The organism is Arenimonas composti TR7-09 = DSM 18010 (genome assembly GCF_000426365.1).
Taxonomy (GTDB): Bacteria; Pseudomonadota; Gammaproteobacteria; order Xanthomonadales; family Xanthomonadaceae; genus Arenimonas; species Arenimonas composti.
In genome coordinates, this window is the sequence record NZ_AUFF01000003.1 from 182,336 (window position 1) to 201,824 (window position 19,489).

Annotated in this window: 20 protein-coding genes; 11 read left to right on the forward strand and 9 right to left on the reverse strand. The window is 71.5% G+C overall.

Annotation, left to right across the window (positions count from 1 at the left end):
- Positions 1-15 precede the first annotated feature (15 nt).
- Together K311_RS0107685 and K311_RS16000 are read right to left on the reverse strand one after the other, a co-directional pair.
- Positions 16-2,271 (reverse strand): DUF5916 domain-containing protein, encoded by a 2,256-nt coding sequence (locus tag K311_RS0107685; RefSeq protein ID WP_245570637.1) that lies wholly within the window; start codon positions 2,269-2,271, stop codon positions 16-18.
- 128 nt (positions 2,272-2,399) lie between these two features.
- Positions 2,400-2,930, reverse strand: coding sequence for an SET domain-containing protein (locus K311_RS16000; RefSeq protein ID WP_051239737.1), 531 nt, complete (start codon positions 2,928-2,930; stop codon positions 2,400-2,402).
- A gap of 105 nt (positions 2,931-3,035) precedes the next feature.
- Here K311_RS16000 and K311_RS0107695 point away from each other — a divergent pair, with 105 nt between their 5' ends.
- The 9 genes from K311_RS0107695 to K311_RS0107735 all read left to right on the forward strand — a co-directional run bounded on the left by K311_RS0107695 (position 3,036) and on the right by K311_RS0107735 (position 11,013).
- Positions 3,036-4,067 carry a VIT1/CCC1 transporter family protein gene (locus tag K311_RS0107695; RefSeq protein ID WP_026816820.1) on the forward strand — a complete coding sequence of 344 codons (1,032 nt, stop codon included), beginning with the start codon at positions 3,036-3,038 and terminating at the stop codon, positions 4,065-4,067.
- 63 nt (positions 4,068-4,130) lie between these two features.
- The gene (locus K311_RS0107700) at positions 4,131-4,583 is read left to right on the forward strand and encodes an SUF system Fe-S cluster assembly regulator (protein WP_026816821.1); all 453 of its coding nucleotides are present in this window, start codon (positions 4,131-4,133) and stop codon (positions 4,581-4,583) included.
- Positions 4,580-6,022 (forward strand): Fe-S cluster assembly protein SufB, encoded by a 1,443-nt coding sequence (gene sufB, locus K311_RS0107705; RefSeq protein ID WP_026816822.1) that lies wholly within the window; start codon positions 4,580-4,582, stop codon positions 6,020-6,022. The genes K311_RS0107700 and sufB overlap by 4 nt, the downstream gene beginning before the upstream one ends.
- On the forward strand, positions 6,022-6,756 hold the full coding sequence (locus K311_RS16005) for a hypothetical protein (protein ID WP_043797153.1): 735 nt from the start codon (positions 6,022-6,024) through the stop codon (positions 6,754-6,756). The genes sufB and K311_RS16005 overlap by 1 nt, the downstream gene beginning before the upstream one ends.
- 61 nt (positions 6,757-6,817) lie before the next feature.
- Positions 6,818-7,588 (forward strand): Fe-S cluster assembly ATPase SufC, encoded by a 771-nt coding sequence (sufC, locus tag K311_RS0107715; protein ID WP_026816823.1) that lies wholly within the window; start codon positions 6,818-6,820, stop codon positions 7,586-7,588.
- The gene (sufD, locus tag K311_RS0107720; RefSeq protein ID WP_081683348.1) at positions 7,585-8,883 is read left to right on the forward strand and encodes a Fe-S cluster assembly protein SufD; all 1,299 of its coding nucleotides are present in this window, start codon (positions 7,585-7,587) and stop codon (positions 8,881-8,883) included. The genes sufC and sufD overlap by 4 nt, the downstream gene beginning before the upstream one ends.
- The gene (locus K311_RS0107725; RefSeq protein ID WP_026816825.1) at positions 8,880-10,112 is read left to right on the forward strand and encodes a cysteine desulfurase; all 1,233 of its coding nucleotides are present in this window, start codon (positions 8,880-8,882) and stop codon (positions 10,110-10,112) included. Before sufD ends, K311_RS0107725 begins: the two co-directional genes overlap by 4 nt.
- Before the next feature lie 14 nt (positions 10,113-10,126).
- Entirely contained in the window at positions 10,127-10,681 is a 555-nt protein-coding gene (locus tag K311_RS0107730) for a GNAT family N-acetyltransferase (protein ID WP_026816826.1), read from the forward strand.
- A complete protein-coding gene (locus K311_RS0107735; protein ID WP_051239739.1) occupies positions 10,678-11,013 on the forward strand; it encodes a non-heme iron oxygenase ferredoxin subunit in 336 nt (111 codons plus the stop codon). Before K311_RS0107730 ends, K311_RS0107735 begins: the two co-directional genes overlap by 4 nt.
- Before the next feature lie 43 nt (positions 11,014-11,056).
- Here K311_RS0107735 and K311_RS0107740 read toward each other — a convergent pair whose 3' ends face one another.
- From K311_RS0107740 to K311_RS16015, 7 genes are all read right to left on the reverse strand, one after another.
- A complete protein-coding gene (locus K311_RS0107740; RefSeq protein ID WP_026816828.1) occupies positions 11,057-11,842 on the reverse strand; it encodes an oxygen-binding di-iron domain-containing protein in 786 nt (261 codons plus the stop codon).
- A gap of 186 nt (positions 11,843-12,028) precedes the next feature.
- Positions 12,029-12,355, reverse strand: coding sequence for a lipid-A-disaccharide synthase N-terminal domain-containing protein (locus K311_RS0107745; RefSeq protein WP_425476575.1), 327 nt, complete (start codon positions 12,353-12,355; stop codon positions 12,029-12,031).
- An 11-nt stretch (positions 12,356-12,366) separates the two neighbouring features.
- The gene (locus tag K311_RS0107750) at positions 12,367-13,092 is read right to left on the reverse strand and encodes a glycosyltransferase family 2 protein (RefSeq protein WP_043797155.1); all 726 of its coding nucleotides are present in this window, start codon (positions 13,090-13,092) and stop codon (positions 12,367-12,369) included.
- Positions 13,089-14,867, reverse strand: coding sequence for a glycosyltransferase family 39 protein (locus tag K311_RS0107755; RefSeq protein ID WP_026816830.1), 1,779 nt, complete (start codon positions 14,865-14,867; stop codon positions 13,089-13,091). The genes K311_RS0107750 and K311_RS0107755 overlap by 4 nt, the downstream gene beginning before the upstream one ends.
- Before the next feature lie 27 nt (positions 14,868-14,894).
- On the reverse strand, positions 14,895-15,485 hold the full coding sequence (locus K311_RS0107760) for a HutD/Ves family protein (protein ID WP_026816831.1): 591 nt from the start codon (positions 15,483-15,485) through the stop codon (positions 14,895-14,897).
- 142 nt (positions 15,486-15,627) lie between these two features.
- A complete protein-coding gene (locus K311_RS17640) occupies positions 15,628-16,032 on the reverse strand; it encodes a transposase (RefSeq protein WP_051239741.1) in 405 nt (134 codons plus the stop codon).
- Entirely contained in the window at positions 16,033-16,377 is a 345-nt protein-coding gene (locus K311_RS16015; RefSeq protein ID WP_043797157.1) for a ComEA family DNA-binding protein, read from the reverse strand.
- A gap of 201 nt (positions 16,378-16,578) precedes the next feature.
- On the opposite strand from K311_RS16015, the gene K311_RS0107775 reads away from it, so the two are divergent.
- A complete protein-coding gene (locus tag K311_RS0107775) occupies positions 16,579-18,057 on the forward strand; it encodes a M20 family metallopeptidase (protein WP_026816832.1) in 1,479 nt (492 codons plus the stop codon).
- A gap of 7 nt (positions 18,058-18,064) precedes the next feature.
- Positions 18,065-19,363 (forward strand): aspartyl/asparaginyl beta-hydroxylase domain-containing protein, encoded by a 1,299-nt coding sequence (locus K311_RS16020; RefSeq protein ID WP_051239743.1) that lies wholly within the window; start codon positions 18,065-18,067, stop codon positions 19,361-19,363.
- The last annotated feature ends 126 nt before the right edge of the window (positions 19,364-19,489 follow it).

The window sequence follows — 19,489 nt, forward strand, 5'->3', positions numbered from 1 at the left end:
CTCAGCCGTCGTGCGTCAGTTGCTGAAGCGGTAGCTGAGCTTGATGAGGATCTGGTCGGCGTCGCGCAGATCGGTGGCGTCGCCGAGCAGCTGCGCCAGCGAACGGCTGTCGGCCTGCTCGGTGAACCCGCCGCGGCCGTAGACGATGTAGAGGTCCGACAGCGGCGCCAGCTCGTAGCGCCAGCGGATCTGCAGGCCCATCTGCGCGAGGCTGAAATCGGAGAGCGGGTCGTTGCTGGCGAGCGGCCGGCCGTCACCAGCGACCCGCCAGGCCTGCTCCGCGCGCGCATCGAGGGCGATGGTCTCGAAGCGCACGCGCAGTTCCTGGCGGTCGCCGATCCGCCACTGCAGGTTGGCGCCGATGCGGGCGAATTCGGCGTCGTAGCTGCCGAGCAGGTTGCCGCCGCGCCACAGCAGCCAGTCGGGAATGCGCTGCAGCGCGAACTCGCCGCGCAGGGACAGGGTGTCGCTGATGTGCAGCGTCGGCTCGAAGCCCAGTTCCAGACCCATGCCGGAGATCCCGTCGAGGCCTTCCGCGTTCGCGCTCGCCCAGCCGTACAGCGACCAGTGCCCGCGCCGCGGCCGCGACCGCTCCCAGAACAGGAACACCTTCTCCGGCACGCGCACGACGCCGTTGCCACGGGTGATGCGGTCGTCGTGGCCGCGGCTCCAGACGCCGATGTCGAAGAATTCGCTGCCACCGTCGCGGCGCTCGCTGACCCGGTTCACGGCGACCGCGTTGGCGATCAGCAGGCCGTGGTCATTGCGCCGCTGCGAGGCCGCCCAGCGCCATTCGTGCGACGCGAACGGCGACGATTCCGGCAGCCCGGTGCGCCGCTGCGCGAACTCGTAGCGCAGGTAGTTGAAGTCGTTGCGGTCGAGGTAGCCGAAGTCGTCGAGCTGCAGCTGATCGCCGAGGTGCAGGAAATACAGCTGCTGCCGCCGGCCTTCGCCCATCTCCCAGTCGATGCGGGTCTGGAAACCGCTGTCGCCGGTGGTGGTGCCCGCCTGCTCGATGCGGGACAACACGAGCGCCGAGGCCACGTTCCAGCCCGGCGCCGGCACCCAGCGGTCGTCGATCGCGTAGACGCTGGCGCTGCGGTCCAGGAAGGGGCGGTCGACCCGGGTCAGCATGCCGCCGAGGTCGTGGGCGCCGAAGTCGCGGGTCGCGCGCAACGCGAGGAAGTCGCGGCCGGCGTCGTCGCCTTCGCTGGCGGCGAGCACGCCGTAGCGGGTGGCGCCGAGGCTGCCGTTGAGCTTGATCGCCGCGCGCACGTCGGCGGCGCCGCTGCCGTCGTCGGCATTGCCGCCGATGCGACGGGTATAGAGCAGGCGGCTGTTGCCGACACCGAAGCCGAAGTCGAACAGGCCCTGGTTCTCGGTGAAGAAGGGCCGCTTGTCGCCGAAGAAGGTCTCGACCGCGCCGAAGTTCACGACCAGCGCGTCGCTCTCGACCTGGCCGAAATCGGGATTCAGCGTCGCCGCCAGCTGGAAGCTGCCGTTCGGCTTCCAGAACAGGTCGGCGCCGGCGTCGAAGTCGGCGCGGTCGCCGACGAAATCCTGGCTGGCGACCACGTAGGGCGTCACCGCCAGCAACGACTGCTCGAAGTGCGGCACCTCGACCTTCGCGAACTGCGACAGGAAGGTCGGGCGCTGGAAACTGATGTCCGGCCAGCCGAAACGTTCGCCGGTGCTGCCGACGACACGGTCGAGGTAGAGACCGATCGTGCGCACCCCGCCTTCGGGGCGAGCCATCGGCGCCACGTGCCAGGGGATCAGCAGCTCGACGTACCAGGCATCGGCTTCCTGGCGGGCGGCGTGCTGCCACACGCCGTCCCAGTCGGTGCTGAAGTTGCGCTCGTTGGTGATCACCTCGTCGGAGACGTCGCCGACGTTGGTGACCATCAGGTCGTAACCGGTGCGGCCGTCGCCGTCGAAGTCGACCATCACGTTGATGCGGTCGAGCTGGCCGCCCTGATCGCGGCGGGTGCGCTGGGTGGTGCGCGGCACCTCGGGCGGCTGCTCGTTGCGGAAGGCGACGGCCAGGCCTTCCGGCGTCGCCAGCACCCAGGCCTCGGTGCGCCAGGTCGCCGGCGCGCCGGTCATCGGCTGCACCAGCACGAAGTCGGTGATGTGGCGGGCGCCGTCCCATTCGCCCGGCGCGAGGTGGCCGTCGATCTCGACCGCGGCGGCCGGCATCGCGGCGGTGAGCAGGAAGGCCAGCCAGGCGGCGCGCGTCATCGAGAAGGCCTCGTCCGGGGGGCGCCGCATCCTGGCGCCTACGGAACCCATGCGGCCCGGCCCATTGGTCACGAAGATCATCGGTGTCGGCTTCCTGCGGTGGGTCGGCCGCTGGAGGGGCCGGCCGCCGGATCCGTCGACCAAGCTCGATCGCCTACTCAGCCGCGGCGAGCGCCCGATTTCTTCTTCGCGGCCTTCTTCGCGGCCTTCTTCGCCGCCGGCTTGCGCTTCGGCTGCAGCATCGTGCCGGTGCAGTTGCGGGCGCCGCAACGGCAGCCCCAGAGCCGCTTGAGCGCCGGCGTGTAGCGCTCCTCGAGGACGATGCCGTAGTTGTAGGTGAGTTCCTCGCCGGCAGCGATGTCGCGCAGCGCCTCGATCCAGATCGCGTCCTGGCGGCGGTCGCCGCCGGCGGATTCCTCGAAAACGGCCTCGCAGTTCGGCTTGCAGCTGTGATTGATCCAGCGCGCGACGTTGCCACGCACGTTGGCGTCGATCACGTAGTCGTCGTTGAGGGTGAACAGGAAGGTGTGGCCGTCTTCGGGGATCGCGCCGTACTCGGCATCGACGTCGGCGTGCGTGCGCAGGGCGCCGCGGTAGCGGATGATCCGCTCGCCCTTCTTCAGCGGGGCGATGGCGAACACGCCATTGCCGTGGATCTGGGAACGGCGGGCTTCGATCTTCTTCGACATCGGTATCGGTCCGGAACGTGGGGGCGTCATTGTGGTGCATCGCGCCGCCGTGCGCAGCCCGGTGCGGCCGCGTATCCTGACGCGGCATTCACGGGGGAAGCGCGCATGGATCCGGCAGCTAGCTGGCGCGAGGAGAAGCGTTCGGCCTGGCTCTACCGCGCCCTCGCCCGAGCCGAGGCCGATTCCCGCATCGCCGCGCTGTTCCGCGATCTCGCCGCCGCCGCCGACGCCCAGGCGGAAATCTGGGCGGGGCTGGCACACGACGCCGGCCAGACCCTCCCCGCCTTCGCCCCCGATGCGCGCGCCCGCCTGGTCGCGGCGCTGGCGCGACGGCTCGGACCGCGGCGGATGCGGCCGGCGCTCGCGGCGATGAAGGTGCGCGGGCTTTCCACCTACACCACCGCCCTCGCCGGCCACCTGATGCCGACCGATCCGTCGCAGGTCGGCGCCGGTCACCGTGGGGTCGGCGGCGGCAACCTGCGTGCCGCCATCTTCGGCGTCAACGACGGCCTGGTCTCGAACGCGAGCCTGGTGCTCGGCGTGGTCGGCGCCAGCGCCTCCACCGCCACCGTGCTGGCGACGGGCATTGCCGGTCTGCTCGCCGGTGCGCTGTCGATGGCCGCCGGCGAATACGTGTCGGTGCGCTCGCAGCGCGAACTGTTCGAGTACCAGATCGGGCTGGAAGCCGACGAACTGAAGAAATACCCGGAGGCCGAGGCCGAGGAACTGGCCCTGATCTACATCGCCCGCGGCATGCCCCCGGCGGAAGCGCGCGAGTTCGCGAGCCGGCTGGTGCGCGATCCCAGGCAGGCCCTGGACGTGCTGGCACGCGAGGAACTCGGACTCAACCCGGACGATCTCGGCTCGCCGGTGGGCGCCGCGGCGTTTTCGTTCCTGTCTTTCACGGTCGGTGCGCTGGTGCCGCTGGCGCCCTTCTTCTTCGGCGCGCAGCTGCCGGGCGCGGCGATCACCGGCACCGCCCTGGCCGCCTTGGGGCTGTTCGCGACCGGTGCCGCGATGAGCCTGTTCACCGGCCGCAACCCCTGGCGCGGCGGCCTGCGCATGCTCGGCATCGGCGCGGCCGCCGGCGGCACGGTGTTCCTGATCGGCGGCCTGATCGGCGTCGACGTGGCCTGAGCGCCGGTTGAGCCGCCGCGGCTCAAACCGTACAATTTCGGTCCTGATTGGCAGGACCCCACGATGCTGCGCGTCACCCGCCTGACCGACTACGCCACCCTGGTGCTGGCCACCCTGGCCCGCGCCTCCGAGCCGATGCTGTCGGCGGCGGGCCTGGCGGAGCGTGCGCGGCTGGAGGCGACCACCGTCGCCAAGGTGCTGAAACCGCTGGTGCACGCCGGCCTGGTCGAGAGCTTCCGCGGCGCCGCCGGCGGTTACCGGCTCGCCCGCCCGCCGATGCAGGTGAGCCTGCTGGCGATCGTCGAGGCGATCGAGGGCCCGCTCGGCATGACCGACTGCGCCGGCGACCACTCGTCCTGCGAACACGAGCCGCATTGCGACCTGCTGCCGCACTGGCGGCGCATCAACGAAGTCATCGCCGACGCGCTCGGCGCGGTGACGCTGGCGCAGCTGCTGCCGCCGGATCCGTCGCGGGCGATCCCGCTGACCCTGGCGCCGGCGAAGGAAACCGCATGAACACCCGCAACCAGGAAATCCAGGAACAGCTCGGCCGCAAATACAGCGCCGGCTTCGTCACCGACATCGCCTCCGAGTCCCTGCCGCCGGGCCTGGACGAGGACGTCGTGCGCTTCATCTCGGCGAAGAAGGAAGAGCCGGAATGGCTCACCGAGTGGCGGCTGAAGGCCTACCGCCACTGGCTGACGATGACGCCGCCGGCCTGGGCCAAACTCGACATCGCCCCGATCGACTTCCAGGCGGTCAGCTACTACGCCGCGCCGAAGGGGCCGAAGTACAAGTCGCTCGACGAAGTGCCGCAGGAGCTGCTCGACACCTACGAGAAGCTCGGCGTGCCGCTGCACGAGCGCGCGAAGCTCGCCGGCGTCGCCGTCGACGCGGTGTTCGACTCGGTCTCGGTCGGCACCACCTTCCGCAAGGAACTCGCCGAGAAGGGCGTGATCTTCTGCTCGATCTCGGAAGCCGTACGCGAGTATCCGGAGCTGGTGCGCAAGTACCTGGGCTCGGTGGTGCCGGTCGGCGACAACTACTTCGCCGCGCTCAATTCCGCGGTGTTCTCCGACGGCTCGTTCGTGTTCATCCCGAAGGGCGTGCGCTGCCCGATGGAACTGAGCACCTATTTCCGCATCAATGCCCGCGATACCGGCCAGTTCGAGCGCACCCTGATCATCGCCGAGGAAGGCAGCCACGTGTCCTATCTCGAAGGCTGCACCGCGCCGCAGCGCGACGAGAACCAGCTGCACGCGGCGGTGGTCGAGCTGGTCGCGCTCGACGATGCCGAGATCAAATACAGCACCGTGCAGAACTGGTATCCCGGTGACGAGAACGGCGTCGGCGGCATCTACAACTTCGTGACCAAGCGCGGCGAATGCCGCGGCGCCCGCAGCAAGATCAGCTGGACCCAGGTCGAGACCGGCAGCGCGATCACCTGGAAATACCCGAGCTGCGTGCTGCGCGGCGACGATTCGGTCGGCGAGTTCCACTCGGTGGCGCTCACGCACCATCGCCAGCAGGCCGACACCGGCACCAAGATGATCCACCTCGGCAAGCGCACGAAATCGAAGATCGTCAGCAAGGGCATCAGCGCCGGTCGTGGCCAGAACACCTACCGCGGCCTGGTGAAGATGGAGAAGACCGCCGCCGGCGCCCGCAACCACACCCAGTGCGACAGCCTGCTGATCGGCAAGCGCTGCGGCGCGCACACCTTCCCCTACGTCGAAGTGAAGAACCCGAGCGCGACCGTCGAGCACGAGGCGACGACGTCGAAGATCAGCGACGACCAGCTCTTCTACTGCCGCAGCCGCGGCATCAGCGAGGAGGACGCGGTGTCGATGATCGTCGACGGCTTCTGCCGGCAGGTGTTCCGCGAGCTGCCGATGGAATTCGCGGTCGAGGCCAAGAAACTGCTGGAAGTGTCCCTGGAAGGAGCCGTCGGCTGATGTCACGCACCACCTACCGTTCCGCGCGGCTCGCCGCCGCATTCGCCACCGCCCTCGCCGTCGCCGCGTGCGCGCCGGAATCGCCGCAGGCGCCCGCCGCCGGGGCCGATGCGCAGGACACCGCGCGCGAGGCGATCGCCGCGACCGCGGCCGACGATGCCGCCCCGCCCGTCTCCGACGCCGAAGCCGCGCTGGTGGCCGAGGCCCAGGCTGCCGTTCTCGCTGCCGCGACGCCGCGGATCGACGGCGCCCCGGTCGCCGATGGCCGCAACAGCTTCCAGTTCTGGTTTTCCGCCCGCAGCGACGAAGGCGAGGATGCGCGGGTCGTGCAGTGGGCCGAGGATCCCTGCGGCATGACCCCGATCGCGGTGGTCGAGCGCATGCCGCTGGACGATCCGTTCCTGCTGCCCGACTTCGTGGTCGAGTTCGATGCCGAGGGCCGCGAACTGCGCCGCTGGGGCAAGCCCTACAGCGCGGAGATCCGCACGATCGCCGGCGATGCGCTGGTGTTCCGCGCCAACCACGACGGCGCCGGCCTGCGCGATTTCCGCACCGACCCCGCCGGCAACATCGCCGTGGCGCCGTCGGAAGTGCCGTCGACCTTCGGTGACGCCACCGCCCGCGACTGCCCCGCCCTGCCCGCCTTCGAAGGCTCCGACTACGTGCAGTGCTACGAGGTCCGCGATGCCGACGGCGGCACCCGGCTGCTCGCCTGGGAAGGCGCGTGCAGCTGATGCCCACCGCCACCGCCCACCGGTTCGCTTACGAACGCCCCTGCACCTGAAAGGCTGTCCAATGCTGAAGATCGAAAACCTGCACGCCGGCATCGGCGGCAAGGAAATCCTCAAGGGCCTCACGCTCGAGGTCGCCGCCGGCGAAGTGCACGCGATCATGGGGCCGAACGGCGCCGGCAAGTCGACGCTCGGCAACATCATCGCCGGCCGCGACGGCTACGAAGTGACGCGGGGTTCGGTGAAGCTCGACGGCGTCGACCTGCTGGCGCTGGAGCCGGAGGAGCGCGCCGCCGCCGGCGTCTTCCTCGCCTTCCAGTACCCGGTCGAGATCCCGGGCGTGAACAACACCTACTTCCTGCGCGCGGCGCTGAACGCGCAGCGCAAGGCGCGCGGCGAGTCCGAACTCGACTCGATGCAGTTCCTGAAGAAGGTGCGCGAGAAGCTGGCGGTGCTGTCGCTGAAGGACGAGCTGCTGCACCGCGCGGTGAATGAAGGCTTCAGCGGCGGCGAGAAGAAGCGCAACGAGATCTTCCAGCTCGCCCTGCTCGAGCCGAAGCTGGCGATCCTCGACGAGACCGACTCCGGCCTCGACATCGACGCGCTGAAGGCGGTCGCCGACGGCGTCAACCTGATGCGCTCGCCGGAGCGCGCCTTCCTGGTGATCACCCACTACCAGCGCCTGCTCGACTACATACGGCCGGACGTGGTGCACGTGCTCGCCGACGGCCGCATCGTCGAGAGCGGCGGCCCGGAACTGGCGCTGCAGCTCGAGGAACACGGCTACGCCTGGGTGAAGGATCGCGTGGCGCCGGAAGCGAAGGCGACGCCGTGAGCGCCCTGCTCGACGCCCTGCAGGCGCAGTTCGCGGCGTTGCCGCCGGCGCTGGTCGCGGCGCAGGGCCTCGGCGAGGCGCGTCGCGCCGCGCTCGCCGCCGCGCTCGCCGACGGCCTGCCGGGTGCGCGCACCGAGCGCTGGAAGTACACCTCGCTGCGGGCGCTTTCCGCACGCACCTTCGTGCCGCCGCCGGCGCAGCCTGCAGCGGTCGACGCCGCCCGCATCGCCGCGATCCCGGCGCCGCGCCTGGTCTTCGTCAACGGCGTGCACGCCCCCGGACTTTCCGACCTCGCCGGGCTGCCGGCGGGTGTCGAGCTGCGGCCGCTGTCGGCCGCACTCGCCGGCGACGACCCGCGCGCGGTCGCCGTACTCGGCCGCCGCTTCAACCACGCCGACGAAGTGTTCGCGCGTTTCAATGCGGCGCTCGCCACCGAGGGCGTGCTGCTGAGGCTCGCCGAGGGTGCCGTCGCCGAGGCGCCGCTGCACCTGGTCTTCGTCGCCACCCCGGCCGAGGGCGACGTCGCGGCCCACCTGCGCCACCTGATCGAACTGCGGGCCGGCGCCCGTGCCACCGTCGTCGAACACCACCTCGGCGAAGGCGCGCACCGCCACCTGCACAACCACGTCTGCCACGTGCACCTGGCCCGCGACGCCGCGCTGGTGCATGCGCGCCTGCAGGACGACGATGCCGGCGCGACCCAGATCGCCCGCAGCGATGCCGTGCTCGCCGCCGGCGCCGAGTACCGCCGGCTCGATCTCGAACTCGGCGCGGCGCTGTCTCGGCACGAACTCAATGTCGACCTGCAGGGGGCCGGCGCCGCGGTGATCGCCGGCGGCGTGCTGGTCGGCGACGGCCGCCGCCACGTCGACACCCGCCTGAACGTCGAACACCAGGCCCGCGACACCCGCTGCGAACTGCCCTGGCACGGCCTCGCCGACGACCGCGCGCGCATCGCCTTCCACGGCGGCATCACCATCCGCGAGGGCGCCGACGGCAGCGATGCCGCGCTCGAGAGCCGCAACCTGCTGCTGTCGGAAGACGCCGAGATCGACACCCAGCCGGTGCTGGTGATCCACGCCGACGAGGTGAAGGCGGCGCACGGCGCCACCGTCGGTCGCCTCGACGAGACCGCGCTGTTCTACCTGCGCAGCCGCGGCCTCGACCGCGTCGCCGCGCAGCGGCTGCTGCAGCAGGCCTTCCTGCGCGCGCCGCTGCGGGTGCTGCCGGTACCCGAACACATCGCCCTGCTCGACGCCCGCCTGGGCCGCCGGCTCGGCACGGAGACCGCATGAACGCCGTCGCGATCCATCCCGACTGGCTGCGCATCCGCGCCGACTTCCCGGTGCTGACCCGGGAAGTGCACGGCAAGCCGCTGGTCTACCTCGACAGCGCCAACACCTCGCAGAAGCCGCTGCCGGTGATCCGCGCGGTGGACGCCTTCTACCGCGAGCACAACGCCAACGTGTCGCGGGCGATGCATGCGCTCGGCGCCGAGGCCACCGACGCCTACGAAGGCGCGCGGCGCAAGCTCGCGGCGTTCGTCAACGTCGGCGCCGACGAGCTGGTGCTGACGCCGGGCACGACCTTCGCGCTGAACCTGGTCGCGTACAGCTGGGCGCTGCCGCGACTGCAGGAAGGCGACACGATCCTGCTGACGCGCATGGAGCACCACGCCAACATCGTGCCGTGGCAGCTGGTCGCGCAGCGCAACGGTGCGCGGATCCGCGTGGTCGAACTGACGCCGGAAGGCGCACTCGACCTCGACGACCTGCGCCGCAAGCTGACGCCGGACGTGAAGCTGCTGGCGGTCACGCACGTCTCGAACGTGCTCGGCACCGTCAATCCCGTCGCCGAGATCTGCCGCGAGGCGCGCCGGTGCGGGGTGATCACCGTCGTCGACGGCTCGCAGGCGCTGCCGCACCGGCCGGTCGACATCGCCGCGATCGGCTGCGATTTCTACGCCTTCACCGGCCACAAGATGCTCGGCCCGACCGGCACCGGCGCGCTCTGGGGCCGGCGCGAGCACCTGAAGGCGATGCCGCCGTTCCTCGGCGGCGGCGAGATGATCCGCGAGGTGCGTTTCGAGCAGACCGTGTTCAACGACCCGCCGCACAAGTTCGAGGCGGGCACGCCGAACATCGCCGGCGTGGTCGGCCTCGGCGCCGCCGTCGACTACCTGTACGAGATCGGCATGGGCCACATCGAGGCGCGCGAGCAGGCGCTGCTGGCGCACGCGAACGCGCGCCTGGCCGAGATCCCCGGCCTGCGCGTCTTCGGCAACGCACCCGGCAAGGCGGCGGTGATCAGTTTCCTGGTCGAAGGCGCACATGCGCACGACCTGGCGACCCTGCTGGACCTGGAGGGCGTCGCGGTGCGCGCCGGCCACCATTGCGCGCATCCGTTGATGGCCCACCTCGGCGTGCCGGCGACCTGCCGCGCCTCGCTGGCGTTCTGGAATACCCACGCCGAGATCGACCACTTCGCGGCGGCGATCGGCCGCTGCCGCAAACTGCTCGCCTGACCCTGCCGCCGCCGATGTCCGAAACCACGATTCCGCTGCAGTTCCGCGCCGCCGGCGCCGCCGATGTCGAAGCGGTCGTCGCCCTCGTCGAATCCGCCTACCGCGGCGAGGCCAGCCGCGCCGGCTGGACCACCGAAGCCGATTTCCTCGACGGCCGCCGCACCGGCGCCGACGACATCCGGACGCAGCTCGCGCGCCCGCGGAGCCTGATCCTGCTCGCGGAAGCCGGCGGCGCGCTGATCGCCTGCGCGCATGTCGCGGTCGAGGACGAGGCCGGCTATTTCGGCATGTTCGCGGTCGCGCCCGGCCGCCAGGGCGGCGGCATCGGCAAGGCGGTGCTCGCCGAAGCCGAGCGCATCGCCCGCGACGACTTCGGCCAGGCGACGATGCGGATGACGGTGATCGACATCCGCGACGAACTCATCGCCTTCTACGAGCGCCGCGGCTACCGCCGTACCGGCGTGTTCAAGCCCTTCCCCTACGGCGACGCCCGCTTCGGGCTGCCGAAGCGCGACGACCTGCGCTTCGAGGTGCTCGAGAAACCGCTGCGCACGGAGGTCACCGCATGAGCGCCGACGACGAATTCCCGCTGGGCTGGGTGCGCGTCTGCGCGACGTCGGAGCTGCTGCCGGGCGAGATCCAGGTCACCTGGGACGGCGACACCCCGATCATGGTCGTGAACCTCGACGGGGAGCTGCATGCGCTCGAGGACCGCTGCACGCACGAGGATTTCGAACTCAGCGCCGGCCCGCTCGACGGCGACCAGATCGAATGCACGCTGCACGGCGCCCGCTTCGACCTGCGCAGCGGCGAGGCGCTGTGCGCGCCCGCCTACGCGCCGGTGCGCAAGTTCCCGGTACGGGTCGCCGACGGCGCCGTGTGGACGCGCGACGACCGTTGAGCGCGGCCGCGCCCCGGCTCCAGCGGGGCCGGTTCCAGCGCGATCAGCGCAGGCCGCCGCGCGGCAGCCGGTAGTCGCCGGCGCCGAGCAGGTCGACGCCGCACTCGAGGTTCTCCAGCCACGACAGGAAGGCCGGGATCGCCGCGCCATGCAGCGGCAGGCCGTGCTGCGGCACGATCCACAGCGGATCCAGCTCGCGCACCATCGCGACCCACAGCGCCGCGACCCGGCGCGAGGCCATGTAGCGGCGGTGGAAACCGGCCATGGTGCGCGTATGCGCCTCGAAGTCCTCGACCGGCCGGTAGGCGACGCCGCTGGCGACCAGCGACGAACCGACGTCGCCGGAGAACAGGATCCGGCTGACCGGGTCGAAGAAGCTGAAGTTGCCGACCGAGTGCAGGAAATGCGCCGGCAGCGCCCAGAGTTCGCTGTCGCCCATCGGCACGGTGCCGCCCTGGTCCTCGAGCAGGCGGTAGCGGTCGGCGCCGGCGTTCTTCTGATAGTGCGGCACGCTGTGCGGCACGAAGCGGCCCCAGAGCTTCGAACACACGACGGTGGCCTGGGTGTACATCAGCCAGCGGTCGACGGCACCGATGATGTCCGGGTCCTGGTGCGAAGCGAGGATCCAGGTCAGGTCCTTCGGCTGCATGTAGCGGCTGATCGCCAGCGTCAGCGGCGTGTACAGCAGGGCACCGCCCGGATCGAGCAGGGCCGACTGGTCGCCGTGCTGGATCAGGAACTGGTTCGCCTGCACGCCGTCGTCGCCGCGGACGAGGTCGTTGAACACGACGACCCGGTGGGCGCCTTCTTCGAACAGGACCTGGGGCATGGGAATGCGGCTCCGGAAGATGAGGGCCGCATGCTAGCGACGGGCCGCGGACCGGGCCTTGACGAAACTCAAATCCCCGCGCGACCGCCATCCCTCCCCCCTGTAGGAGCGGCTTCAGCCGCGATCGGCACTTCGACCCGCCGAGGGAAGATCAGAAGAGGAAGCGCATCGCGCCTGAAGGCGCTCCTACAGGGGGGCGCGGTCGCCGTGCCAGCCGCGGTGGCGGACGTCCAGCCACAGGCTGTAGGCGGCGGTGAAGGTCGGGAACAGGTTCTGCACGATGCCGACCGCGTCCTGCTTGTGCGAGAACACGAAATAGCTGAGGGTCATCGCGCTGCCGGCCAGGCTCATGTACCAGAACGCGCGCGGGATCACCGGCCGCCGCGCCCGCCGCGAGGCGAGGAACTGCACGACCCAGCGCAGGCCGAACATCAGCGCCCCGGTCAGGCCGATCAGCTTCCACGGCGACATGTGCACGCCGGTCCATTCGAGCCAGGCGATAGGGGTGTTCATCACGTCCATGCTCAGATCTCCTCGACGTCGGCGCGGCGGTTGCGGCGGATCAGCCAGGCGACGCCGCGCAGGTCGGCCAGCCCGACCCAGGCCCGCTGCAGGTTGCCGTACTTGGACACGCCGGCGCCGCGCGGACGATGGTTCACCGGCACGCTGACGGTCTTCCAGCCTTCGCGCTGGAACAGCGCCGGCAGGTAGCGGTGCATGTGGTCGAAGCGCGGCAGCGCCAGGAACACCGCGCGCTCGAACAGCTTGATGCCGCAGCCGGTGTCCGGCGTGTCGTCGCGCAGCATGCGGCGGCGGATGCCGTTGGCCAGCTTCGACGCCCAGCGCTTGCTCGCGGTGTCGCGGCGCTGCACGCGCCAGCCGGCGAACAGCTTCACGTCGGGGGCGGCGGCATCGCGCGCGGCGAGCAGGCCCGGCAGGTCGGCCGGATCGTTCTGGCCGTCGCCGTCCAGGGTCGCGATCCACGCGGCCCTGGCCGCGCGCACGCCGGTGTGGATCGCCGCGCTCTGCCCGGCGTTGCGGGCGTGGCGCAGCGGTCGCAGTTCGGGCACCTGCGCCTTCAGCGCCGCGAGGATCGCCGCGGTGCCGTCGCGCGAGGCGTCGTCGACGATCACGATCTCGAACACGAGCCGCCCGCGCAGCGCGGCGACGATCTCCTGCACCAGCGCGGCGATGTTGCCTTCCTCGTCGAACACCGGCACGACGATCGAAAGTTGCGGTGTCGCGTTCATGCGTCGTCCCCATCCGGATCACCGGCCTCGCCGGTCTCGTCGGCGAGCGGCGGCGTCACGCAGCCGGTACGCAGTGCGGTGCCGGGCAGCAGCAGCCAGTCGCGGCGGTTCGCGCGACCGATCGGGATCGCCTGTGCGGCGTCGGCGCAGGGGCTCATCGCCTCGTCGAGCACGAAGATCCAGCGCCGACCGGGATCGCCGGCGACCCAGGACTGCGCCTCGCGCCACTGTTCGTGCCACGGGCGACGGAAGCCGAAATCGACGGCGGCACGGTCCGCCTGCAACAGCTGCTGCTCGCGCCAGGCGACCAGGCCGAGTTCGGCGTCGCTGCCGATGCGGGCGCCGACCGCGCTCATCAGGCCACGTGCCGAGCCGCTGGCATCGAGCGCCGGCCCGATGCCGAGGCCCATGCCGAACCACAGCACCGCCGAGAACGCGAGCGTGGCCGGGCCGGCATGGCGGCGCCGGGCGAGCGCGACGATGCCGAGCAGCAACCCGCCCGCGCCCATCGCCAGCAGCCAGCCCAGCAGCGACGCCACGGTGGCCGGATCGAGGGCACGTTCGGCGACGATCTCCGGCAGGCGCGGAACGGCGCCGGCCAGACCGGCGGCGCCCAGGCCGCCCAGCAGCAGCGACAGCAGCAGGATCCAGGCGGCCAGCACGCGCTGCACCCCGCGGCGTTCGAGCAGCGCCGGCAGCAGCGGCGCCGCCGCCAGGCACAGCGCCGGCAGCGCCGGAAAGAGGTAGACGCCGCGCTTGCCGGGACTGGCGCTGAAGAACAGCAGCACCAGCACGACCCAGCCGAGCAGTAGCCACAGCGCGCGCTCGCGTCCACGCAGTCGCTGCCACCAGCCGACGATCAGCCACGGCAGCAGCAGGGCCAGCGGCAGCCACATCGTCGCGATCACCTCGAGGTAGTACCAGGCCGGCTTCACGTGATGCCAGGAGTCGGCATAGCGCACGGCCGTCTGCCGGAACAGCAGGTGGCGGGCGTAATCCGGCAGCGCCGGATCGTTCGAGGCCAGCAGCGCGACCGCCAGCGGGCCGAGCCATACCGCGGCGCCGGCGAGGAAGCCCAGCGCCAGCAGGCCCCAGCGCCATCGGCTCACGGGTGCGGCCGCCGTGACCCTCGGCGAGGCGAAGCGCGAGGTCGCCAGCCAGGGCAGCAGCACCAGCAGCGGCAGGAAGCCGACACCTTTCGTCACGGTGCCGAGCCCGGCGGCGAAACCCGCCACCGCCAGCGCGCCCCAGGCCGGGCCGCGCAACAGGTGGCGCAGCAGGCCCCACATCGCCAGCGTCGTCAACGCCACCAGCACCATGTCGATCTGCGCGCGCTTGGCCTGCAGTCCGAACTGCAGGCAGGCGAACAGTGCCGCCGCGGCGTACACCCCGACGCGCGGCGACCACAGGCGCCGGCCGAGGTCGAAGACCAGCCACAGCGTCGCCAGCGCGGCGAGCACCGACGGCAGCAGGAAGGCCACGCGCCAGTCGCGCACCACGCCGTACGACAGCGCCAGCGCCCACATGAACGGCGGCGGCTTCTCGGCATAGATCTCGCTGCCGCGGTGCGGCACCAGCCACTGGCCGGTCTCGATCATCGTGCGCGCGGCGAGCACGAAGCGCGGCTCGTCCGGCGGCGAGGGATCGCGCATGCCGATGCCGGTGACGACCGCGGCGAGCGCGACGACCAGCAGCAGCCAACCCAGCCAGCCCGGCAGACGGCGCGTCGCCGCGGGCACGGCGGGGGACGAAGCGTCGACGCTCGAAGGGGTCATCGCGGCGGGGGTACGGGATTAACGATTCTAGCCGTCGGCCGCGTGCAGGCGGGCCAGCAGCAGCTCGCCACCGCCGTCGAGGATCAGCCGCGACGGCCCCTCCGGATCCGGCAGCAGGAGCAGGCTGTCGTGCTGTGCGAGATGCAGCGGGCGGGCGAGGTCCTTCACGGCCGCCTGGCCCTGCATCACGTGCGCGAGCCAGGTCACGCCCGGCTCGGCGAAGAACACCATCGGCCCGACCAGCGGCCGGTGCAGCAGCGTCGCCGCGACCGCGCCACGTTTCCACATCAGGTTGAAGTCGTGGGTCGGCCCGGCGACGAGTTCGGCCCGCAGCGGCCGCTCGCCGGCGAAGCGGATGCGGTCGTGCGGCGGCTGCAGCGTCACCGACTCGCCGTCGTCGAAATGCAGGTGCATGCCCTCCCCGTGCAGCAGCACCAGTTCGCGGTCGACGCCTGGGAATGCCGAGAACGGCGCGTCGTGGTCGATCTCGGCGATCGACACCCGCCACGTCCAGTCGGCCGCGGCCTCCGGCCAGCGCAGGATCTCCCGCGTCCAGCCACGTTCGTTGCGCCAGCGCTCGCGTCGGTACTCGTTGGCAGGCAGGTGGCGAAGGCGCATCGGCGGGCCGGGGGCGGGAATGGCACTAGCCTACTGCGGGAAGCCGGAAGCGTGGAACGGGGAACGCGTGAGGGCCCGCGCGCTTCGCACGCGCAAGCCGGTGGGGGCGGCACTGGCCCTCGCGCCCGCAGGGCGCGGGCCCTCACGCGTTCCCCGGTCCCCAGGTTCCGCGAAGACGCTGGACCTCGGCCGCGACGTCCTCGCCGGCGCCGAGGTCGCGCGCCCGGAATCCCCGACCCCAGAGCCAGCCGTTGATCCGGTGGCGGGCATCGATCGCGCGCGAGGTGACGGCCTTGAAGCGGCCGACGACCGCGGCGAGGGGCTCGCTGCCGTCGAGTTCCAGCACCGCCTGCCACTGGTCCGGCTGCAGCCGCCAGGCGACCACCCCGGCATGCCGCCAGGGCCAGCGCAGCCCGTGCACCGCGGAAACCACGCCGGCCGCGTCGGCATCGTCGAACACGGGCCGGCGGTACAGGGTCAGCAGGCGCACGTGGCAGATCCGGCCGGCCCGCGCGGATTCGGCGCGGGCCGGCAGGGCGCGGCTCATTCACTGCCGCGCCGGCATCGTCGCCGGCGCCGCCGCGGGGACCGGTTCCGCCGGCGCCGGGCCGGCGCCCGAATCGCCGACGATGATGCGGTCGCGGTTCTGCTCGATGGTCGCCAGGCCGATGCCCTTGACCTCGGCGAGTTCCTCGATGCTGCGGAAGGCACCGTGCTGGTTGCGGTGGGCGACGATCGCCTCGGCCTTCGCCGGGCCGATGCCGTTGAGCACGCGGTCGAGGGTGGCGGCATCGGCGCTGTTGATGTCGACCTGCTCGACGGCGGCGAGGCCGGGCCCCGCGAGCAGCGCGGCCAGCAGCAGGGAAAGCAGCGAAATGGACTTCTTCTTCATGATCGGCTCCTCGTGGATGTCGGCGCCGCCACGGCGTGGCGGCAGGCTCAGTCTCGACAGCCCACCGCGCCGCGCCCATCGCCATACCCCGGCGCCGCGGCTGCGAAGCCGGCGTGCGCCGCTGTAATCCGCTTCCTACCCGGCACGGGCACGGGCCCGCCGGCGGGGTAAAATCGCCGTCCTGTCTTCGCTGGAACCGCCATGGATACCGCCAAGCTTCAGTCCTTCGTGTCCGCCACCTGGGACGACGACATCGTCCCGCAGCTGGTCGAGTACATCCGCATCCCGAACAAGTCGCCGATGTTCGACGCGCAGTGGCGCGAGAACGGGCATATGGACGCGGCGGTCGCGCAGTTCGAGGCGTGGGCGAAGGCGCAGCCGATCCCCGGCATGCAGGTCGAGGTCGTGCGTCTCGAGGGACGTACCCCGCTGATCTTCATCGAGGTGCCGGGCCAGGGCGACGACTGCGTGCTGCTCTACGGCCACCTCGACAAGCAGCCGGAGATGACCGGCTGGGCCGACGACCTCGGCCCGTGGAAGCCGGTGATCAAGGGCGACAAGCTCTACGGCCGCGGCGGCGCCGACGACGGCTACGCGATGTTCGGCTCGCTCACCGCGATCCGCGCGCTGCAGGAACAGGGCCTGCCGCACAGCCGCTGCGTGATCCTGATCGAGGCCTGCGAGGAATCCGGCAGCTACGACCTGCCGCATTACGTCGATCACCTGTCGGAGCGCATCGGCAAGCCCTCGCTGGTGGTCTGCCTGGACTCCGGCTGCGCCAACTACGACCAGCTGTGGTGCACGACCTCGCTGCGCGGCCTCGCCGGCGGCAACCTGCGCGTCAGCGTGCTGTCGGAAGGCGTGCACAGCGGCGACGCCTCCGGCGTGGTGCCGTCGAGCTTCCGCATCCTGCGCCAGCTGCTGTCGCGGCTCGAGGACGAGACCACCGGCCGCATCCTCGTCGACGACCTCTACGTCGAGATTCCCGAGCAGCGCCGGCAGCAGGCGAAACGCGCCACCGAGGTGCTCGGCACCGCGGTCTACGACAAGTTCCCGTTCCTGCCCGGCATGACGCCGATGAGCGAGGACCTCGGCGAACTCGTGCTCAACCGCACCTGGCGGCCGATGCTGTCGGTGACCGGCGTCGACGGCATGCCGCCGCTGACCAGCGCCGGCAACGTGCTGCGTCCGTACACCGCGGTGAAGCTGAGCCTGCGCCTGCCGCCGACGCTGGAGCCGAAGAAGGCCGGCGAGGTGATCAAGCGCGTGCTCGAGCAGGACCCGCCGAACGGCTGCAGGGTCGAGGTCGAACTCGAGAAGGCCTCGACCGGCTGGAATGCGCCGGCGCTGGCGCCGTGGCTGGAACACGCGATCGACCACGCGTCGCAGGATTTCTTCGGCGCCCCGGCGATGTACATGGGCGAAGGCGGCACGATCCCGTTCATGGGCATGCTCGGCGAGAAGTTCCCGGGCGCGCAGTTCATGATCACCGGCGTGCTCGGCCCGCACAGCAATGCGCACGGCCCGAACGAGTTCCTGCACATCCCGACCGGCAAGCGCGTCACCGCGGTGGTGGCGCGGGTGATCGCCGAACACTTCGAGGCCAGCGGCAAGGGCCTGACCCGCGGCGTCGGCGTGCAGGCCGGCGGCGACGGCTTCGGCGACCACGGCTGCTGCTGAGAACCCCATGTCCGCCATCCCCGGTGACCCGCAGGTCGACGCGCTCGCCGCCGAAGCCGAACGCCTGATGCGCGGCGGCCTCGTGCAGGCCGCCCTGCGCCTGTGGGACCAGGTGCTGGCGCGCATGCCCGGCCACCCCGGCGCGCTCGCCGCGCACGGCGCCCAGGCGCTCGCCCGCGGCGACCTCGCCGGCGCCCGCGACCTGCTGCAGCGCGCGGTCGCCACCGGCCGCGCCTCGGCGCTCGCGCACGCGACCCTGGCGCGCGCGCTCGCGGCCGGCGGTGACGACGACGGCGCGCTGCGCGAACTCGACCAGGCGGTGAAGCTCGATCCGGGCGCCTACGCGGTGCATTTCGAGAAGGCGGCGATCTACGGCCGCCTCGGCCGGTTGCGCGACCAGGCCCTGGCCTACGAAGCCGCGCTGCGCACGACCCCGGATGCGGTGGCCGTGGCGCCGGAGGCGCGCGCCCTGCTCGAGCGGGCGCAGGCGGCGGTGAGCGGGAACCGCGCCGAACTCGCGCGCTTCCTCGACGCCCGGCTGGCGCCGCTGCGCAGCGGGCTGTCGGCGCGCACGGCCGGTCGCTTCGACGAATCGCTCGACGTCTCGCTCGGGCGCAAGCCGCTGCACCTGCCGAAGCCGGCGATGTTCCACATCCCCGGACTGCCGGCGATCGCCTTCTTCGAACGCGAGGACTTCGCCTGGGCGCCGGCGGCCGAGGCCTGCACCGACGCGGTGCGGGCCGAACTCGAGGGCGTGCTCGCCGGCGACGATGCCGGCTTCGTGCCCTACGTGCGCACCCGTCCGTCCGAGCATCCCGGGCAGTTCGCCGCGCTCGACCGCAATCCCGCCTGGAGCGCCTATTTCCTGTGGCAGCACGGCCGCCGCATCGACGATCACGTCGCGCGCTGCCCGGCGACGATGGCGATGCTCGAGAACGTGCCGCAGGTCGAGGTGAACAACCGCGCGCCGGCGGCCTTCTTCTCGGCGCTGAAGCCGCGCACGCACATCCCCGCGCACAACGGCGCCACCAACTGCCGCCTGACCTGTCACCTGCCGCTGGTGATCCCGCCGGACTGCGGCATCCGCGTCGGCAACCACACGCGCACGTGGACGCCGGGCGAACTGGTCATCTTCGACGACACGATGGAGCACGAGGCCTGGAACCACAGCGACCAGTTGCGCGTGGTGCTGATCTTCGACATCTGGCATCCGCTGCTCAGCGACGCCGAGCGCATGCTCGTCCGCGAGTCGCTCGAAGGCATCATGGCCTACTACGGTGCCGATGCGCCGCTGGGGGAGTTGTAAGTCTTCCCCGCGCCGCTTCCGATCCGGCCAGTACGCCGAGGTGCACGGGGGCGCTTTCCGGACACGCCGCAAGTACGTCCGTGTAGGCCAATCGGCGGCGCGGGAACTGCTTTCGCCCCGCGCAGG

Excerpts from the sequence above, each read along its gene's own strand:
- K311_RS0107755 (WP_026816830.1), bottom strand. The coding sequence starts at position 14,867 with ATGACCCCTTCGAGCGTCGACGCTTCGTCCCCCGCCGTGCCCGCGGCG.
- K311_RS0107735 (WP_051239739.1), top strand. The coding sequence starts at position 10,678 with ATGAGCGCCGACGACGAATTCCCGCTGGGCTGGGTGCGCGTCTGCGCG.
- K311_RS0107750 (WP_043797155.1), bottom strand. The coding sequence starts at position 13,092 with ATGAACGCGACACCGCAACTTTCGATCGTCGTGCCGGTGTTCGACGAG.
- K311_RS0107745 (WP_425476575.1), bottom strand. The coding sequence starts at position 12,355 with ATGAACACCCCTATCGCCTGGCTCGAATGGACCGGCGTGCACATGTCG.
- K311_RS0107730 (WP_026816826.1), top strand. The coding sequence starts at position 10,127 with ATGTCCGAAACCACGATTCCGCTGCAGTTCCGCGCCGCCGGCGCCGCC.
- K311_RS16015 (WP_043797157.1), bottom strand. The coding sequence starts at position 16,377 with ATGAAGAAGAAGTCCATTTCGCTGCTTTCCCTGCTGCTGGCCGCGCTG.
- sufB (WP_026816822.1), top strand. The coding sequence starts at position 4,580 with ATGAACACCCGCAACCAGGAAATCCAGGAACAGCTCGGCCGCAAATAC.
- K311_RS16020 (WP_051239743.1), top strand. The coding sequence starts at position 18,065 with ATGTCCGCCATCCCCGGTGACCCGCAGGTCGACGCGCTCGCCGCCGAA.
- K311_RS0107700 (WP_026816821.1), top strand. The coding sequence starts at position 4,131 with ATGCTGCGCGTCACCCGCCTGACCGACTACGCCACCCTGGTGCTGGCC.
- K311_RS16005 (WP_043797153.1), top strand. The coding sequence starts at position 6,022 with ATGTCACGCACCACCTACCGTTCCGCGCGGCTCGCCGCCGCATTCGCC.
- K311_RS0107695 (WP_026816820.1), top strand. The coding sequence starts at position 3,036 with ATGGATCCGGCAGCTAGCTGGCGCGAGGAGAAGCGTTCGGCCTGGCTC.
- K311_RS0107775 (WP_026816832.1), top strand. The coding sequence starts at position 16,579 with ATGGATACCGCCAAGCTTCAGTCCTTCGTGTCCGCCACCTGGGACGAC.
- K311_RS0107740 (WP_026816828.1), bottom strand. The coding sequence starts at position 11,842 with ATGCCCCAGGTCCTGTTCGAAGAAGGCGCCCACCGGGTCGTCGTGTTC.
- K311_RS16000 (WP_051239737.1), bottom strand. The coding sequence starts at position 2,930 with ATGTCGAAGAAGATCGAAGCCCGCCGTTCCCAGATCCACGGCAATGGC.
- K311_RS0107725 (WP_026816825.1), top strand. The coding sequence starts at position 8,880 with ATGAACGCCGTCGCGATCCATCCCGACTGGCTGCGCATCCGCGCCGAC.
- K311_RS0107685 (WP_245570637.1), bottom strand. The coding sequence starts at position 2,271 with ATGCGGCGCCCCCCGGACGAGGCCTTCTCGATGACGCGCGCCGCCTGG.
- sufC (WP_026816823.1), top strand. The coding sequence starts at position 6,818 with ATGCTGAAGATCGAAAACCTGCACGCCGGCATCGGCGGCAAGGAAATC.
- K311_RS17640 (WP_051239741.1), bottom strand. The coding sequence starts at position 16,032 with ATGAGCCGCGCCCTGCCGGCCCGCGCCGAATCCGCGCGGGCCGGCCGG.
- K311_RS0107760 (WP_026816831.1), bottom strand. The coding sequence starts at position 15,485 with ATGCGCCTTCGCCACCTGCCTGCCAACGAGTACCGACGCGAGCGCTGG.